General features: G+C 65.5%; 17 protein-coding genes and 1 pseudogene. 8 read left to right on the top strand and 10 right to left on the bottom strand.

The features are described from left to right. Positions 1 to 25 precede the first annotated feature (25 nt). Positions 26 to 3,385, top strand: coding sequence for a sensor domain-containing protein (locus ACFQPB_RS09905; RefSeq protein WP_382222493.1), 3,360 nt, complete (start codon positions 26 to 28; stop codon positions 3,383 to 3,385). Here the strand turns inward: ACFQPB_RS09905 and ACFQPB_RS09900 are convergent. The 7 genes from ACFQPB_RS09900 to mnmG form a co-directional block, all read right to left on the bottom strand. Beyond that, entirely contained in the window at positions 3,301 to 4,128 is an 828-nt protein-coding gene (locus ACFQPB_RS09900; RefSeq protein WP_382222490.1) for a class I SAM-dependent methyltransferase, read from the bottom strand. The genes ACFQPB_RS09905 and ACFQPB_RS09900 overlap by 85 nt on opposite strands. Positions 4,129 to 4,236: 108 nt before the next feature. Beyond that, positions 4,237 to 5,169: a ParB/RepB/Spo0J family partition protein gene (locus tag ACFQPB_RS09895; protein WP_382222487.1), complete on the bottom strand. Its 933-nt coding sequence runs from the start codon at positions 5,167 to 5,169 to the stop codon at positions 4,237 to 4,239. A 5-nt stretch (positions 5,170 to 5,174) separates the two neighbouring features. Next, on the bottom strand, positions 5,175 to 5,714 hold the full coding sequence (locus tag ACFQPB_RS09890) for an RBBP9/YdeN family alpha/beta hydrolase (RefSeq protein WP_382222485.1): 540 nt from the start codon (positions 5,712 to 5,714) through the stop codon (positions 5,175 to 5,177). After that, positions 5,711 to 6,487, bottom strand: a complete 777-nt coding sequence (locus tag ACFQPB_RS09885) for a ParA family protein (RefSeq protein WP_382222483.1) — start codon at positions 6,485 to 6,487, stop codon at positions 5,711 to 5,713. Before ACFQPB_RS09885 ends, ACFQPB_RS09890 begins: the two co-directional genes overlap by 4 nt. Before the next feature lie 7 nt (positions 6,488 to 6,494). After that, positions 6,495 to 7,109 carry a LysE family transporter gene (locus ACFQPB_RS09880; RefSeq protein WP_382222480.1) on the bottom strand — a complete coding sequence of 205 codons (615 nt, stop codon included), beginning with the start codon at positions 7,107 to 7,109 and terminating at the stop codon, positions 6,495 to 6,497. A gap of 489 nt (positions 7,110 to 7,598) precedes the next feature. After that, positions 7,599 to 8,243, bottom strand: a complete 645-nt coding sequence (gene rsmG, locus ACFQPB_RS09875) for a 16S rRNA (guanine(527)-N(7))-methyltransferase RsmG (protein WP_382222478.1) — start codon at positions 8,241 to 8,243, stop codon at positions 7,599 to 7,601. Further along, complete coding sequence (gene mnmG / locus ACFQPB_RS09870) at positions 8,240 to 10,222, bottom strand: tRNA uridine-5-carboxymethylaminomethyl(34) synthesis enzyme MnmG (RefSeq protein ID WP_382222476.1); 1,983 nt, start codon at positions 10,220 to 10,222, stop codon at positions 8,240 to 8,242. The genes rsmG and mnmG overlap by 4 nt, the downstream gene beginning before the upstream one ends. 108 nt (positions 10,223 to 10,330) lie before the next feature. Here mnmG and ACFQPB_RS09865 point away from each other — a divergent pair, with 108 nt between their 5' ends. Together ACFQPB_RS09865 and ACFQPB_RS09860 are read left to right on the top strand one after the other, a co-directional pair. Then, positions 10,331 to 10,606: a YkgJ family cysteine cluster protein gene (locus ACFQPB_RS09865; RefSeq protein ID WP_382197695.1), complete on the top strand. Its 276-nt coding sequence runs from the start codon at positions 10,331 to 10,333 to the stop codon at positions 10,604 to 10,606. Further along, positions 10,603 to 11,180, top strand: a pseudogene (locus ACFQPB_RS09860) (NADPH-dependent FMN reductase). The gene ACFQPB_RS09865 and the pseudogene ACFQPB_RS09860 overlap by 4 nt, the downstream one beginning before the upstream one ends. Before the next feature lies 1 nt (position 11,181). Here the strand turns inward: ACFQPB_RS09860 and ACFQPB_RS09855 are convergent. From ACFQPB_RS09855 to ACFQPB_RS09845, 3 genes are read right to left on the bottom strand one after another with little or no spacing between them, the layout of a single operon-like run. Continuing rightward, positions 11,182 to 11,751 (bottom strand): YceI family protein, encoded by a 570-nt coding sequence (locus ACFQPB_RS09855; protein WP_382197689.1) that lies wholly within the window; start codon positions 11,749 to 11,751, stop codon positions 11,182 to 11,184. 32 nt (positions 11,752 to 11,783) lie between these two features. Further along, complete coding sequence (locus tag ACFQPB_RS09850; protein ID WP_382222473.1) at positions 11,784 to 12,350, bottom strand: YceI family protein; 567 nt, start codon at positions 12,348 to 12,350, stop codon at positions 11,784 to 11,786. Between the two features lie 17 nt (positions 12,351 to 12,367). Continuing rightward, positions 12,368 to 12,928 carry a cytochrome b gene (locus tag ACFQPB_RS09845; RefSeq protein ID WP_382222470.1) on the bottom strand — a complete coding sequence of 187 codons (561 nt, stop codon included), beginning with the start codon at positions 12,926 to 12,928 and terminating at the stop codon, positions 12,368 to 12,370. 127 nt (positions 12,929 to 13,055) lie between these two features. Here ACFQPB_RS09845 and ACFQPB_RS09840 point away from each other — a divergent pair, with 127 nt between their 5' ends. The 5 genes from ACFQPB_RS09840 to ACFQPB_RS09820 all read left to right on the top strand — a co-directional run bounded on the left by ACFQPB_RS09840 (position 13,056) and on the right by ACFQPB_RS09820 (position 15,395). Then, positions 13,056 to 13,700: a Crp/Fnr family transcriptional regulator gene (locus tag ACFQPB_RS09840; protein ID WP_382222467.1), complete on the top strand. Its 645-nt coding sequence runs from the start codon at positions 13,056 to 13,058 to the stop codon at positions 13,698 to 13,700. A gap of 69 nt (positions 13,701 to 13,769) precedes the next feature. Further along, entirely contained in the window at positions 13,770 to 13,967 is a 198-nt protein-coding gene (locus tag ACFQPB_RS09835; RefSeq protein WP_382197678.1) for a YgaP family membrane protein, read from the top strand. Between the two features lie 83 nt (positions 13,968 to 14,050). Beyond that, entirely contained in the window at positions 14,051 to 14,821 is a 771-nt protein-coding gene (locus ACFQPB_RS09830; protein WP_382222464.1) for a class II aldolase/adducin family protein, read from the top strand. Between the two features lie 38 nt (positions 14,822 to 14,859). Continuing rightward, entirely contained in the window at positions 14,860 to 15,105 is a 246-nt protein-coding gene (locus tag ACFQPB_RS09825; protein ID WP_382197672.1) for a type II toxin-antitoxin system Phd/YefM family antitoxin, read from the top strand. Next, complete coding sequence (locus ACFQPB_RS09820; RefSeq protein ID WP_382222462.1) at positions 15,102 to 15,395, top strand: type II toxin-antitoxin system RelE family toxin; 294 nt, start codon at positions 15,102 to 15,104, stop codon at positions 15,393 to 15,395. Before ACFQPB_RS09825 ends, ACFQPB_RS09820 begins: the two co-directional genes overlap by 4 nt. Positions 15,396 to 15,405 lie beyond the last annotated feature (10 nt).

Below are 15,405 nucleotides of genomic sequence, written 5' to 3'. Positions count from 1 at the left end.
CCCTCGCACCCCGGCGTACCGCCGCATGAGCCTGCCGCTGCGTTTTCGCTCGCGCTTGCAGGGCCATTTCCAGCCCCTGTCGGTGGCCCTGATCTACGGCGTGCTGGCGTCGCTGTGGATTTTGCTGTCCGACCGCGCCGTGGGCTGGCTGTTCAAAGACCCGGCCCTGGTGCTGCTGGCCAGCACCACCAAAGGCTGGCTGTTTGTGGGCGTGACCACGGCCCTGGTGTTTGTGCTGCTGTTGCGGCGCGAGCGCCACACGCCCGACACACCCGCGCCCGTGCGCTCCCTGCCCTGGTGGGGCCTGGCCGGGCTGCTGCTGCTGGTGCTGGCCGCCACCGGCCTGGCCATCAACGGCGTGTGGCGTGGCGAACGTGAGCAAGCCGGCAAACAGCTGCTGGCCATTTCGGAAAGCAAAGCCCGAGAGGTGGCGCTGTGGTACAGCGAGCGCCAGCACGATGCACATTGGCTGCAAGCCGACAAAGACCTCCAGGTCAACTGGCTGATCTGGCTCCACACGCGTGCACCCAGTGCGTTGGACGCCTTGGGGCAGCACCTGGCGGGTCACCTCAACGACGGTCATTTTCGGCGCGCCAGCCTGTTGCGCCCCGACGGCACCGTGGTGTGGCACTCCGGCGGGCCCACACACGCCCAAGAACCCGAAATCAAAGCTGGCCTGGCCCGCGCGTTGCAACTCAACAGCACGGAGCGGGTCGGCCCCTGGACAGACAGCAGCGGGCAGCTCCGCCTGGCCTTTCTGGCCCCCGTGGCGGCCGACAGCGAGTCCCCTGCGGTGGTGGTGCTGCACCTGGACCCGCCGCCCCACCTGCATCCCGCGCTGGCACAGTGGCCTCTGCCCCAAGAAACCGCCGAGGCCTTTCTGTTCACGCAGGAAGCCGACCAGGTGCGCTTCCTCTCGGCACGCAAGTTCATCACCGCCGACAGCCACGAACACCACCTGCCCCTGAACACGCCCGAGCTGTTCACCGCCCGGGTGCTGCGAGGCGACGCCCAGCCCAACACCGTGCTGGACGGTCTCGACTACCGGGGCATGGCGGCGCTGGGTGTGGTGCGCGCCATCGAAGGGACCGACTGGTGGCTGCTGGCCAAGCAGGACAGGGTAGAGCTCATGGGAGACGCCGTGTTGCGCTCGCTGTGGCTCATGCTGCTGGGCCTGCTGAGTCTGCTCAGCGCGTCTGCCTTGGTCTATCTGCTGACGCAACGCAGGCACCTGCAGGACATGGCACACAGCTACACCACGCTGCAGCACATGCAAGCGGAGCTGGGCAACAGCGAAGCCCGCTACCGCCTGCTGGCCGAAAACAGCGTCGATGTGGTGTGGCTGTACGACCTGCAGCGCAGCCAAATGGTCTACATCAGCCCCTCGGTGGAAAAGATGCTCGGCTACCGGCCCGACGAGCTGGTGGGACACGACGCCCTGACCCTGTTGCTGACGCCCGAAGCCCAGACATTCGCCGTCGGGCGCCTGCACGCGCGTCAACAGGCCCTCGCGCAGGGCGACACCGAGGCCATGAGCAGCGTCGATGAGCTGATGCACCGCCACAAGGATGGCCACCTGGTGTGTGTGGAGCTGTTGACCACCTTCGTGACCAACGGTCAGCAACAGGTGCTGCAGTTGCAGGGCGTGAGCCGCGACGTCACGGCACGCAAGGCCGCCCAGACGAAGATCACCCAACTTTCGCAGGCCACCGAACAAAGCCCCGCCAGCGTGATCATCACCAACCTGCGCGGCGAGATCGAGTACGTGAACGCCGCCTTCGAACGCAACACCGGCTACACGCGCCAGGATGTGGTGGGCCGCAACCCGCGTTTCCTGCAATCCGGCCAGACGCCGAGCGGCACCTACAAAACGATGTGGAAGGCGCTGCGGGCGGGCGACCACTGGGACGGCGAGGTGATCAACCGCCGTCGGGATGGCACGCTCACCGTGCAAAGCGTGACCATTGCCCCGGTGCGCGGCGACACCGGCGCCATCGAGCGCTACCTCTCGGTGCAGCTGGACGTGACCGCCCAGCGCGAGGCCGAAGCCACCGCCCACCGCCTGGCCTGGTTTGACCCGCTGACCGGCCTGCCCAACCGCCACCGTCTGCTGACCGAACTGGCCAACAGCCTGGCGGCAGACCGGCGCCAGGGCGGCCACAGCGCCATCGTGTTGATCAACCTCGACCGCTTCAAAACCGTCAATGAAGCCCTGGGCCACGCGGCCGGCGACGCCTTGTTGCGCCAGCTGACGCAGCGCCTGGGCCAGTTGCAGGCGCCTGGCGACATGCTCGCGCGCCTGGGTGCCGACGAATTCGCGTTGTTGCAGCACGCACAGGAACAGCAAGCGGCCGCCACATCGGCCACCGCACTGCGCACGGCGCAGGCGGTGCACGCCGCCCTGGTGGCGCCATTTGCGCTGGAGTCGGGCGAAACGATCAACGTCACCGCCAGTGTGGGCGTGGCCCTGCTGCCACACGACGCCACCGACACCCCCGGTGATGTGCTGCGCCGCGCCGACACCGCGCTGCACCGCGCCAAGGCGGGCGGCGGGCAGCAGTCGGCCTTTTTCGATGCCGCCATGGGCCAGGTGGTGAGCGAGCGTTTTGCGGTGGAGCAGGATTTGCGCCGTGGCCTGGCTGCGCAAGAGCTTCGCCTGTACCTGCAACCCCAGGTCAACCGCCAGGGCCACATGGTCAGCGCCGAAGCGCTGGTGCGCTGGCAACACCCCGACAAAGGCCTGGTGCCGCCCGGCACCTTCATCGGTGTGGCAGAAGAAAGCGACCTGATTACCGAGGTGGGCGACTGGGTGCTGGCCCAGGTCTGTGCCCACCTGGGCCAGTTGCACACGCAAGGCCGCCGCCTGCCTATCGCGGTCAACGTGAGCCCGCGCCAGTTCCACAAGGCAGACTTTGTGCCCGGCGTGTTGCACGCGCTGGAGCAGGCGGGCGCGCAGCCGGAAGATCTGGTGCTGGAAATCACCGAAGGAGTCGTGATCGAGCAGGTGGACACGGTGGTGCGCAAAATGAGCCAGCTCACCCAGCGTGGCGTGCGGTTTTCCATCGACGACTTCGGCACCGGCTATTCATCGCTGGCCTACCTCAAACGCCTGCCCATCCACGAACTGAAGATCGACAAGAGTTTTGTTCAAGACGCGCCACACGACCCGAGCGACGCCGCTTTGGTCGAGGCCATCCTGTCGGTGGCCGGCCACCTGCGCCTGAAGGTGGTGGCCGAGGGCGTGGAAACGCAGGAACAGGCCGACTTCCTGAACCAACGCGCCAACGTGATTCACCAGGGTTATCTGTTCGGCCGCCCAGCGCCCGCTGCGGAGGTGCTGGCCACGTGGTCGGGCACCCGGTCTGACGGCGCCTCGGCGGCCTGAAACGGCACCTGGTAAAGCCACACCGGCCGCTCGTCTTCGTCCTGCAGACAGGCGTTCGCCACCCACCCGTCGGCGGCGAACTCCAGGCTCACCAGCCAGGCGCCTGGGTGCAGTTCGCGCGTCGCCTTGTCCATGGCGCGGGCCATGCTTTCAGGCCGCTGGAACAGGTAGACCATGTCGTACGGCGACCAGTCGGCGGCCCACATGTCGCCGCCCGCCACCCGCGCCCAGCGACAGCGCAAGGCACACAACAGGCGCAGCGGGAGGCTGCGTTCTATGCCCGCCAGGTGCACATCCGGGTACTCCCGTTCCAGCTCGATCAGGCCATCTCCCAGGCCACAACCGGCGTCCAGCACACGGCCAGCCAAAGGCAACGGTGCAACCTGCCGCAAGCCTTGCAAAACGCCTGGCGGCGTGGGAAACAGCGGGGCATCCTTCCAGCTCGACGGGGGGTACACCGCCAGAAACAGGCCCAGTGGCAACAACCAGGCCCAGGCCAGGTGGGCCCCCATGGGCAAGCCTGTGAGCAACCACCACGAGAGCGGAAACCCCAGCGCCATCACCAATTTGCGGGTCAGTGTGCTACCCATGGTGCTGAACACCACGCCGGTGGTGGCACCCACCAGCAAAGGCACGGCCACAGGCATGCCAACCCAGCCCGCCAGTTTGAATCCCCCCCACGCGGCGGCCCAGGTCAAGAGCGCGGGCAGCGGCCAGGGCCAGTGCAAGGGGGTGTGGTTCACGTGACGGTTCCTGTAGAGCCAAAGCGCTCCGGGTCGCCAGCTTGAGGCCCAGCGTTTCGGCGCAACACGTTGGCCCCCTTCATGCCGGTCATCCAGCCAAGCACCTGCTCAGTTCACCGAGCCGTGGTTCCCACGCAAGCGGTCAATCAGACCGTTGAGTTCATCGAGCGAACCAAACGAAATCGCGATTTCACCCTGGTCTTCAAAACGGCCATGGCGCTTGACGCGCTTCTTCACCCGCACTTCCACCGCAGCGGTCAGCAGATCGGCCAATTCGTCTTCCACCCGGCGGATGTCGCGCGACTTTTCTTTTTTGGGTTTCTGGGGCGTGAGCGCAAACTCGGCCGCCAACTTCTTGACCAGGCTTTCGGCCTCGCGCACCGACATCTTTTTGGCCGAAATCTGGTTCCCGGCGGTGATCTGCGCCGCGCGGTCCAGCGCCAGCAGCGCCCGCGCGTGGCCCATGTCGATGTCACCGGCCATCAGCATGGTCTGCACCGGGTCGGCCAGGTTGAGCAGGCGCAACAGGTTGCTGGCCGCGCTGCGCGAACGGCCGACGGCCTGCGCCGCCTGCTCGTGAGTGAGCCCAAACTCTTTGATGAGACGATGTAAACCCTGGGCTTCTTCCAGCGGGTTGAGGTCCTCGCGCTGGATGTTCTCGATCAGCGCCATGGCGGCGGCGGCCTCGTTGGGCACCTCGCGCACCAGCACCGGCACCGTGTCCAGCCCGGCCAGGCGGGAAGCCCGGAAGCGCCGTTCGCCGGCGATGATCTCGTACTTGCCCGCGTGGTCGCCGTCGGCCAGGCGACGCACCAGGATGGGTTGCATCACCCCCTGGGCCTTGATGGACTCGGCCAGTTCGTACAGCGCGCCTTCGTCCATGTGGGTGCGCGGCTGGTACTGGCCGGGCACGAGTTGGTCCAGTGTCAGGGTGGAAGGCGCACCCTCGGGCGCCGGTGCGGCAGGTGCAGCGTCGTCCACCTTGGGGCCGAGCAGGGCTTCGAGGCCGCGTCCGAGGCCTTTGGGTTTTTTGGTGACCATCGTCGTCAGGCTTTCAAAATCAGTTCGTCAAGCAGGTCGCGGCCGGCACGCCAGTCGCCCAGGCCCGATTCGGCATTGATGTGCCCCCGTTCGCCCAGATCCACGAAGCGGCTGCCCCAGGTGGTCGCCAGTTCGCGGGCCTTGTCAAAACGGCAGTAGGGATCGTTGCGGCTGCCCACCAGGATGCTGGAAAAAGGCAATGGCTGGCGCACGATGGGCGCCCAGCTGGGCAACTGCGGGCCCAGGTCGGGGTCTTCGGTGTCGCCGGGTGCCACCAACAGGGCACCCAACACACGGGCCGTGTTCTGCGAATGCGCGGCCCAGGCGGCCGTGAGGATGCAACCCAGGCTGTGGGCCACCAGCAAGGCCGGGCGGTTGTCCTGCAACAGCACCTCTTCGAGCCGGGCCATCCAGTCGCCCCGACGCGGGGTCTCCCAGTCGTGCTGCTCCACGCGCTGGTCGCCGTACAGCACTTCCCAGCGGCTCTGCCAATGGTCGGGGCCGCTGCCCAGCCAGCCGGGCAGCACCAGCACACGCGGCGTCATGGCTTCATGGTCCCGAGGCGGTCCACCATCTCCTGCGCAAAGGCCACAAAGGCCTGGCTGCCGCGGGCCGAGGGATCGAACACCACACCGGGCAGGCCGTAGCTGGGGGCCTCGGCCAGGCGGACGTTGCGCGGGATGAGGGTGTTGAACACCTTGTCGCCAAAGTGGCCCTTGAGCTGCTCGCTGACCTGCTGTTGCAGGGTGATGCGGGGGTCGAACATGACGCGCAGCAACCCGATGATTTCCAGCTCGGGGTTGAGGTTGGCGTGCACCTGCTTGATGGTGTTGACCAGATCGCTCAGCCCTTCCAGCGCAAAGTACTCGCACTGCATGGGCACGATGACACCGTGGGCGGCGCACAAGCCGTTGAGCGTGAGCATGGACAGACTGGGCGGGCAATCGATGAGCACAAAATCGAAGTCGGCATCGGCGACCGCCAGTGCGGTCTTGAGGCGTTTTTCGCGCCGCTCCAGCTCCACCAGTTCCACCTCGGCGCCGGCCAGTTCGCGGTTGGCGCCCAGCACGTGGTAGCCACATTTGTCCGAGAACACCGCCGCCTCGGCCACGCTGGCCGACTCAAGCAGCACGTCGTACACGGTGAGCGCCAGTTCGCGTTTGTTGACGCCGGAGCCCATGGTGGCGTTGCCCTGCGGGTCCAGGTCCACCATCAGCACACGCTGGCCCACCTTGGCCAGGCCGGCCGCGAGGTTGACCGTGGTGGTGGTTTTGCCCACCCCGCCCTTCTGGTTGGCGATGCAGAAAATTTTGGCCATCTGGGGCTTACTTGCTCAAGGCCAGCTTGACGCCGAAGCCGATGAGGAACACGCCGGCCAGCTTTTCCAGCGTGCGGGCGATGACCGGGTTGGCGCGCATGCGAGCGGCCAGAAAGTAGGTGAGCAGGACAGCCACCAACCCGTACAAGAAGGTCAGTACCGCCACCGTGGCCGCCATCGCACCAAAAGTGATCAGACCTTGGTGTCGGGCCGGGTCCACAAACAACGGGAAGAAGGCCATGTAGAAGACGATGGCCTTGGGGTTGAGCAGCGTGATGGTGAAGGCCTGCTGAAAGTATTGCTGGGGGCGGATGTTGAGCACAGGCGCATCACCTGGTTTGGCGGTCAACATCTTCCAGCCCAGCCAAGCCAGGTAGGCGGCGCCCAGCCACTGCACCGCAGCAAAAGCCGCCGGGTAAGCGGTCAGCAACGCAGCCACACCAGCGACGGCCGCCCACATCAGCACTTGGTCACCCGCCATCACCCCAAAAGTGGCCGCCAGCCCGCCACGCAGGCCACCCTTGCCGGTGGAGGTGATGAGCGCCAGGTTGCCCGGGCCGGGAATGGCGAGAAACAGAACGATGGCGGCGACAAAGGCGCCGTAATCAGCGATGCCGAACATGGGGGGCTTTCTTTTCTTGAGCGGGAATGCGCTTGAGTTTACGTGAGGTTGTGAGGTGGGCTGTTTGTGGTTTCACGTGAAACACCGTTGCGCTTGAGATGTTTCGCTCGACGGTACGGGCAGGGCGGATGGGGTGGGTGTCCGGGCTCTGGTCCGCGCGCGGGCGCCTGCTCAGGCCGAACCACGCCACTTCGTCAACACCGCGATTGACACGCGCCCTCTGTGGCAACCGCGAATCGTCTCGCCGCCCGGACACCCACCCCATCCACCGCAGAAGCAGCACTGGCCAACCGCCGGTGGTGCGCCAACTTCGAACTCTCGGGCCTGTGGCGGTGTGCGCGGGCGCAGGCCCTATTTGCGGTTGCCACAGAGGGTGCGCGCCAAACACGGCGTTGACGAAACGGTGCTTGCGCACCCAATCAGACACCCGCGAGTGGGCCGGAGAACGCGCATGCCGCCACAGGCACAGCGCGAGGTCACCGCATCAAATCAACCCGCACGCATCCAAACAATGCACCGCTCAGCATCCAACCCTGGCACCACCAGCGGTTCCACGTGAAACGCCTCCACATCAGGAGGCAAAGCAGCCATCTCATCGCCCGGGTGTTTGCCCTTGAGCGCCATCCACACCCCGCCCTGCCCCAGCACCTGGCGCGACCAGTTGGTGAAATCCACCAGCGATGCGAACGCACGTGACGACACCACGTCGTACGGTTCGGTGAGCGACTCCACCCGCGCGTGCACACCGCGCAGGTTCGGCAAGCGCAAAGCCACCGCCACTTGTTGAATGAAGGCGGCCTTCTTGCCCACGGTGTCCACACAATCCACCCGCACATCAGGGCAGCAGATGGCGATGACCACGCCGGGCAAGCCGGCACCCGAGCCCACATCCAGCAAACGGATGGCACGCCCGGCACGCTGGTGGTTCAGCGGCGCAATGACGGCCAGGCTGTCCAGCAGGTGGTGGGTCAACATCTCGGCGGGCTCGCGCACGGCCGTGAGGTTGTAGACGCGGTTCCATTTGGCGATCCAGTCCAGGTAGGACAACAACTGGCCGATCTGCGCCTCGCTCAGCGCCAGACCCAGCGCCGTCACACCCGCGCGCAGCGCGGCTTCCTGCGCGTGCACCGTCATGCCGCCTCTACCTCGGCCTCGTTGGCAAAACCTTTGAACTTGCCGCGCTTGAGGTGGATAAGCAACAAGGAAATGGCAGCGGGCGTCACGCCCGACACACGCGAAGCCTGACCCAGGGTTTCCGGCCTGTGTTTGTTGAGCTTTTGCCGCACCTCGATGGACAGCGCCGGCACGGCCATGTAGTCCAGCTCAGCGGGCAGCCTGAGGTTTTCGTAGTGGGCAGCGCGCTCCACCTCACCCTTTTGCCGGTCGATGTAGCCCGAGTATTTGGCGGCGATTTCAATCTGCTCCACCACCGGCTCATGCAAGTCATCAAACAAATCACCCAGTGTTTCACGTGAAACCAGGGTGTCGACGCCGTACTTGCCGCCATCCATGCCCATCAAGGCCGCGTAGCTCACATCGGGCCGGCGCAACAAGTCGCCCAGGTTGTACTCGCGCTCAATGGACTTGCCCAGCACACGCGCTGATTCTTCTGCCGGCAGGTTGCGCGGATTGACCCACGTCGCCTTGAGGCGTTCTGTTTCACGTGAAACCGCATCACGTTTGCGGTTGAAGGCGTCCCAGCGGGCATCGTCCACCAGCCCCATCTGGCGTCCCACTTCGGTGAGTCGCATGTCGGCGTTGTCCTCGCGCAGCTGCAGGCGGAACTCGGCGCGGCTGGTGAACATGCGGTAGGGTTCTGTCACCCCCTTGGTGATCAGGTCGTCCACCAGCACGCCCAGGTAGGCCTGGTCGCGGCCGGGCAGCCAGGCACCCTCGCCCCGGCACTGCAGCGCGGCATTGATGCCAGCGAACAGACCCTGGGCGGCCGCTTCCTCGTAGCCGGTGGTGCCGTTGATCTGACCGGCGAAGAACAGACCCTGGATCTGCCGAGTCTCGAAGCTGCTCTTGAGCGAGCGCGGATCGAAGTAGTCGTACTCGATGGCGTAGCCCGGACGCAGGATGTGGACGTTCTCCAGCCCCGGCATGCTGCGCACCAGCGCGTACTGGATGTCAAAGGGCAAGCTGGTGGAAATGCCGTTGGGGTAGACCTCGTGGGTGGTCAGGCCCTCAGGCTCCAGAAAGATCTGGTGGCTGTCCTTGTCGGCAAAACGGTTGATCTTGTCTTCCACGCTGGGGCAGTAACGCGGCCCCACCCCTTCGATCTTGCCGGTGAACATGGGGCTGCGGTCAAAACCGCTGCGGATGATCTCGTGCGTGCGTTCGTTGGTGTGGGTGATCCAGCAGGGCAACTGCTGCGGGTGCATGCTGGCCTTGCCCATGAAGCTGAACACCGGCACCGGGCGATCGGCGGTGTCCGAGCCCGGCATGCCGTCGCCCGGCTGTTCGGTGCACTTGCTGTAGTCGATGGTTTTGCCGTCCAGGCGCGGCGGCGTGCCGGTCTTGAGGCGCCCCTGCGGCAGCTTCAATTCCTTCAACCGGGCCGACAGCGACACCGCCGGCGGGTCGCCCGCGCGGCCGGCGCTGTAGTTTTGCAGGCCCACATGGATCTTGCCGTCCAGAAAGGTGCCGGCCGTCAACACCACCGTGCGGCTGCGAAAACGGATGCCCACCTGGGTCACAGCGCCCACCACCCGGTCACCTTCCACCATCAGGTCGTCCACCGCCTGCTGGAAGATCAGCAGATTCGGCTGGTTCTCCAGCATGCGACGGATGGCGGCCTTGTACAGAATGCGGTCGGCCTGGGCCCGGGTGGCGCGAACGGCTGGCCCCTTGCTGCTGTTGAGGATGCGGAACTGGATGCCGCCCTCGTCGGTGGCCAGCGCCATGGCACCGCCCAGCGCGTCCACCTCCTTCACCAGGTGCCCCTTGCCAATGCCGCCGATGGACGGGTTGCAGCTCATCTGCCCCAGGGTTTCGATGTTGTGCGTGAGCAGCAGCGTGGCGCAGCCCATGCGGGCCGCGGCCAACGCGGCCTCGGTGCCGGCGTGGCCGCCACCAACAACAATGACGTCAAATTCCTGGGGGTACAACATGGTGGGGCGCGCGCAAATGCTGGGGAACCCTCGATTTTACGGGCCTGCCTATTTTTCGACCACCCCACGCGCCACCCGGCCTTGGGGCATCAAGGACAATCAGCCGCCATGAGTCTTGCCTGCCGTCCTGGCTGCGCCGCCTGCTGCATCGCCCCGTCCATCACCAGCCCCCTGCCCGGTCTGCCCCAAGGCAAGCCGGCGGGTGTGCCCTGCCCGCACCTGGACGAGGACCTGCGCTGCCGCCTGTTCGGCCAACCCGAACGCCCGGCCGTCTGCAGTTCGCTCGCGCCCGAACCCGCCATGTGCGGTGACGACCGCTGGCAGGCCCTGCACTTTCTGCACACCCTCGAACACGCCACCCAACCTGGACCCCAACCCTCATGAAAACACTGGTTTTTGCCGGCAGCACCCGCCAACAGTCCTTCAACCGCCGCCTGGCCGCCGTGGCCGCCCAAGCCGCCCGTGACCAAGGCGCCGACGTCACCCTGCTGGAACTCGCCGATTTCGAACTGCCGCTCTACAACGGCGACCTGGAAGCACAAGGCACGCCCGACAAGGTGCGGGAGCTGAAGGCCATCGTGCACGCCCACCCGGCCTGGATCATCTGCTCGCCCGAGTACAACGCCAGCTACACGGGCCTGCTCAAGAACACGCTGGACTGGCTGTCCGCCCCATCGCGGGCGACGCCGACTGGGCCGTGGGCACCAAACCCTTCAACAACAAGGTGGTGGGCCTGCTGGCCGCTTCCAACGGTGCGCTGGGCGGCGTGCGTGGCCTGGGCCAGCTGGCGCCGCTGATGCGCCAGCTGCAATGCTGGGTGGCCCCCAAACAATTCGCCCTGGGGCAAGCCGCAACGGCCTTTGACGACAAAGGCCTGCTGCGTGACGCCACGCAACAGGCCAGTGTGGTGGGCGTGGTGGAGCAGGTGCTCCACACGGCCCGCAAGCTCACCGCCTGACTTACTGCTTCACAGCCTCGACCTGCACCACCAGGCGCACGTTCTTGGCGAAGCCCCAGTCCACGCCATAGTTCAGGCCGTGGGCGCTGCGGTCGATGGTCGCTTCAAAGTCGCCGCCACACACCTCACGCTTGAGCATGGGGTTGTCGTAGCAGTTGAACTTGTTGGCTTTCAGGGTCACCGGCACGGTTTTGCCCAGCAGGGTGAAGTGGCCGCTGACCTCGCTCACCTTGTCGCCGTTGAAGGCGAACTTGTCGGACACAAAGCGCGCTTTCGGGTGCTTGGCCGCATCCAGCAAGTCAGCGCTCTGCAGGTGCTTGTCGAATGCTGCGGTGCCGGTGTTCACCGAGGCCACGTCGATGCTGATGTCCACCTTGCCGGTCTTGGCCGCGCGGTCAAACTGCACCGTGCCTTCCTTCTTGTCAAAACGGCCGCGGTTGGTGGTGGTGCCAAAGTGGTCGATCTCGAAGGTCACGAAGGTGTGGGTCGGGTCGATGGCGTAGTCGGCGGCGTGGGCCACACCGGCGGACAGGGAGGCCACAGCGGCCAGGGCGATGAGGGTGTTGCGCATGAAAAACTCCTGAAGGTTGGAAGGAAAAAAACTCACAGCTTGCCCACGCCCGAAAGCGCGAGCTTGAACTTGACTTGCACGTCGTCGGCCACCATGGACGTGTCGGCCCACTCGTTTTCGCCGATCTTGAAGGCCAGACGCTTGAGGGGCAGGGTGCCCGTGGCGGTGGTGACAGTGCCGCTTTGGGTCAATGCCACCGGCACCACCACGTCGCGGGCGGTGCCTTTGATGGTCAGCTGACCAGCCACCTCAAATTTGCCACCGCCCAGCGCCTTGACGCTGCTCGACTGAAACGTGGCCTGGGGGAATTTGGGCACGTTGAACCAGGGCGCCTTGGGCAGTTCGGCATCGGTCTCGCGCGAGCCCAGCGTGGCGCTGCCCACGTCCACCGTGAAGGCGATTTTGCTGATCTGTGGCTTGGCCACATCGAAGCCGATCTGTGCATCGAACTTGCGGAACTTGCCTTCCAGCGGCACGCCCATCTGGCGCGCCACAAAGGCGATCTCGCTTTGCTCGGGCAGCAATTTTTGTTGCGCCAGCGCGGGCAGGGACATCAAGGCCAAAGCGGCCACAGAAAACGAAATGCGAGCAAAAGACATGGGGTTCTCCGAAAAAGTCAGGTGCGGCCGGGCAACATGCGGGTCAACAAGCCGTCGCGGTCCAGCCATTGGTGCTTGAGCGCGGCGCCGATGTGCATCAACACCAGCGCGGCCATGGCAAAGGCGCTGAACTTGTGTAGCGGCTTGAGCACCTCGGCCAACGATTCGCTCACCGGCACAAAGTCCGGCAACTGCACCGCGCCGAACCACACGATGGGAAAACCGGCGGCCGAGCTGTACGCCCAGCCCAACAGCGGCACGGCAAAAAACAGCAGGTACAGCGCGTGGTGGGTGGCGTGGTGGGCCACACGCTGCCACACCGGCATGCGGCCGGCCACGGCCTCGGGCAGCTCCGGCGGGCGGTGCGTGAGGCGCCAGGCCAGGCGCAACGCAGACAGCAGCAAAATGCCCACACCCGCCCACTTGTGCCAGTTGTAGAGCTTGAGGCGCTGCGGCGAAAACGGCAGGTCGGCCATGTACAGGCCCATGCCAAACATGGCGATCAAGGCAAGGCCCAACACCCAGTGCAGCAGCACGGCAACTCGGCTATAACGGGCAACCGGTTGAATGTCGGACATGGGCAGCTCCCTCCAATCGTTGCTGCGGCGCAGCACAGTGGGGCGAGTCTAGAGATTCCATCGTCAAAGCTTTTCAATTGCCTTGTCGTTTTCATTCAAATTTTTTGAGGAACTTTGTCCCTCGAACATGACCACCCTGATCGCGACCTACCCCGCTCTGACCGCGCTGGCCGACACCCTGAGCGGCTTGCCACTGCACGAAGTACCCGCCGGCACCACCCTGTTCCGTGAACACGAGGCCTGCGCCGGCTTCCCCTTGCTGCTGCAAGGCGAGGTGCGCGTGTCGCGCAACACCTCGCAGGGCCGGACCCTGGAGCTGTACCGCGTCGTGCCCGGTGAGTTGTGCTTGGTGTCCTCCTCGGCCTTGTTTGCACAAACGGCGCTGTCGGCGCAGGGCGTCACCACACGTGACACCCAGTTGGCCCTGCTGCCCCCCGCAGCCTTCCGCCACGCCCTGGCCGACACGGCGTTCCGCGACTTCGTGCTCGGCCTGTTTGCGGAACGCATGGCCGACCTCACCGCCTTGATCGAGGCCGTCGCTTTTCAGCGGCTGGACCAACGCCTGGCCGCCGCCCTCCTGGGCCACGGCAGCCCCATCAAAACCACCCACCAAGCCCTGGCCGACGAACTGGGCACGGTGCGCGAAATTGTCACCCGCTTGCTGCACCGCTTCGAGCGCGAAGGCTGGCTGGCGCTGTCGCGCGAGAGCATCGACGTACGCGACCCAACCGCCCTGCGGGCCTTGGCCAACGGCACCGCCAGCACTGCGTGACCTCGGTCACAGACAGACCGCAACGCCACGTGCACACTCGCCCCATTGTTCAACCACGGAGCGACTCACATGACCAAAAACGTTGGCGGCATCGACCGCACCCTGCGCATCGTCATCGGCCTGGCCCTCATCGCCGCCGCCGCCACCGGCACGGTGGGCTTGTGGGGCTACATCGGCCTGGTGCCCCTCGCCACGGGTTTGATGGGCTGGTGCCCGCCCTATGCGATGTTTGGCTTCAACACATGTTCTGTGAAGAAGGCCGACTGAACGCCTGCGCTGTCCTGGCAGCGACAGCGCGCGTGTAACTGGCTGGCGCACCATCGGCGTTTTTCCAACGCCCGGTGGTCGCCATGCACATCCCCTCATTGAAAGAACAGGTCAGCGCTGAAGAATGGGCGCTGCGTTGCGATCTGGCGGCCTGCTACCGCCTGGTGGCCGCCTACGGCTGGAGCGACCTGGTCTTCACCCACATCAGCGCCAAGCTGCCCGACAGCGTCACCGGCGGCGAGCACCAGTTCCTCATCAACCCCTACGGGCTGATGTTCGACGAGATCACAGCCAGCAGCCTGGTCAAGGTGGACATGGCCTGCAACAAGCTGCACGACTCCCCTTTCCCGGTCAACCCGGCCGGTTTTGTCATCCACAGCGCCGTGCACGAGGCCCGGCCTGAAGCGGTCTGTGTGCTGCACACCCACACCCGCGCCGGCGTGGGCGTGAGCACGCAGAAGCACGGCATCCTGCCGCTGAGCCAGCAATCCACCTTTGTGCTGGCCTCGCTGGCCTACCACGACTACGAAGGCGTGGCCTTCCGCCCCGACGAGAAACCGCGCCTGCAGGCCGACCTGGGGCAAGCCAATCACCTCGTCTTGCGCAACCATGGACTGCTGACCTTGGGCCGCAGCATCGCCGACGCCTTTTTGTCCATGTACATCCTGGAGAACACCTGCCGCATCCAGATCGACGCGCTGGCCGGTGGCAGCGAACTGGTGCACGTCGACCCGCGCATCATCAGCGACATGGGCGCGGTCATGAAAACCGCCACCGCCGGCCAGGGCGCGAACCTGGCCTGGCCGGCGCTGCTGCGCAAGGTGGAACGGCTGGACCCGGGCTACAAGACGTGAGCCTGGATTCAGACCACAATTTTGGTCATAATTGCCGCATGGAACACCTTCTGGCCAGCGCCTCCGTCAGCATCAGCGAACTGAAAAAGAACCCCAGCGCCGTGATCGAAGCGGCCATGGGACAACCGGTGGCTGTGCTCAACCACAACAAGCCGGCCGCCTACCTGGTGCCGGTGGCGTCCTTTGAAGCCATGATGGAACACATCGACGATCAGGCCCTGGCCGAAATCGTCAAGTCGCGCCAAGACGAAGCCAGCGTGGCCGTGCGTCTGGACGATTTGTGACTGCTGTGTACGCGCTGGCCTTCAAGACCAGCGCGCTCAAGGAATGGCAGCGGCTGGACAAAGCCGTGCAGACCCAGTTCAAGAAGAAGCTGGCCGAGCACCTGCAGCAACCCCATGTGCCATCGGCCAAGCTGGCGGGTCTGCCCAACGCTTACAAAATCAAGCTGCGCGCCACGGGCTTTCGCCTCGTCTACGAGATGAACGACCACACCGTCACGGTCACCGTGGTCGCCGTGGGCAAGCGGGAAGACAACGCCGTCTACCGCACCGCCCACACACGCCTGCGCTGAGACGCCCAGA

Origin of the sequence: Hydrogenophaga atypica, assembly GCF_042665215.1 — a bacterium.
GTDB classification, from domain to species: Bacteria; Pseudomonadota; Gammaproteobacteria; order Burkholderiales; family Burkholderiaceae_C; genus Hydrogenophaga; species Hydrogenophaga defluvii_A.
Note: the sequence above shows the minus strand (reverse complement) of the source record. Positions and strands in the feature narration are given on the sequence as shown.

What these genes read in the sequence shown, in the direction of transcription:
- ACFQPB_RS09905 (WP_382222493.1), top strand. Translation starts at nt 26, where the DNA reads ATGAGCCTGCCGCTGCGTTTTCGCTCGCGCTTGCAGGGCCATTTCCAG.
- ACFQPB_RS09895 (WP_382222487.1), bottom strand. Translation starts at nt 5,169, where the DNA reads ATGGTCACCAAAAAACCCAAAGGCCTCGGACGCGGCCTCGAAGCCCTG.
- ACFQPB_RS09890 (WP_382222485.1), bottom strand. Translation starts at nt 5,714, where the DNA reads ATGACGCCGCGTGTGCTGGTGCTGCCCGGCTGGCTGGGCAGCGGCCCC.
- ACFQPB_RS09885 (WP_382222483.1), bottom strand. Translation starts at nt 6,487, where the DNA reads ATGGCCAAAATTTTCTGCATCGCCAACCAGAAGGGCGGGGTGGGCAAA.
- ACFQPB_RS09880 (WP_382222480.1), bottom strand. Translation starts at nt 7,109, where the DNA reads ATGTTCGGCATCGCTGATTACGGCGCCTTTGTCGCCGCCATCGTTCTG.
- rsmG (WP_382222478.1), bottom strand. Translation starts at nt 8,243, where the DNA reads ATGACGGTGCACGCGCAGGAAGCCGCGCTGCGCGCGGGTGTGACGGCG.
- mnmG (WP_382222476.1), bottom strand. Translation starts at nt 10,222, where the DNA reads ATGTTGTACCCCCAGGAATTTGACGTCATTGTTGTTGGTGGCGGCCAC.
- ACFQPB_RS09865 (WP_382197695.1), top strand. Translation starts at nt 10,331, where the DNA reads ATGAGTCTTGCCTGCCGTCCTGGCTGCGCCGCCTGCTGCATCGCCCCG.
- ACFQPB_RS09855 (WP_382197689.1), bottom strand. Translation starts at nt 11,751, where the DNA reads ATGCGCAACACCCTCATCGCCCTGGCCGCTGTGGCCTCCCTGTCCGCC.
- ACFQPB_RS09850 (WP_382222473.1), bottom strand. Translation starts at nt 12,350, where the DNA reads ATGTCTTTTGCTCGCATTTCGTTTTCTGTGGCCGCTTTGGCCTTGATG.
- ACFQPB_RS09845 (WP_382222470.1), bottom strand. Translation starts at nt 12,928, where the DNA reads ATGTCCGACATTCAACCGGTTGCCCGTTATAGCCGAGTTGCCGTGCTG.
- ACFQPB_RS09840 (WP_382222467.1), top strand. Translation starts at nt 13,056, where the DNA reads ATGACCACCCTGATCGCGACCTACCCCGCTCTGACCGCGCTGGCCGAC.
- ACFQPB_RS09835 (WP_382197678.1), top strand. Translation starts at nt 13,770, where the DNA reads ATGACCAAAAACGTTGGCGGCATCGACCGCACCCTGCGCATCGTCATC.
- ACFQPB_RS09830 (WP_382222464.1), top strand. Translation starts at nt 14,051, where the DNA reads ATGCACATCCCCTCATTGAAAGAACAGGTCAGCGCTGAAGAATGGGCG.
- ACFQPB_RS09825 (WP_382197672.1), top strand. Translation starts at nt 14,860, where the DNA reads ATGGAACACCTTCTGGCCAGCGCCTCCGTCAGCATCAGCGAACTGAAA.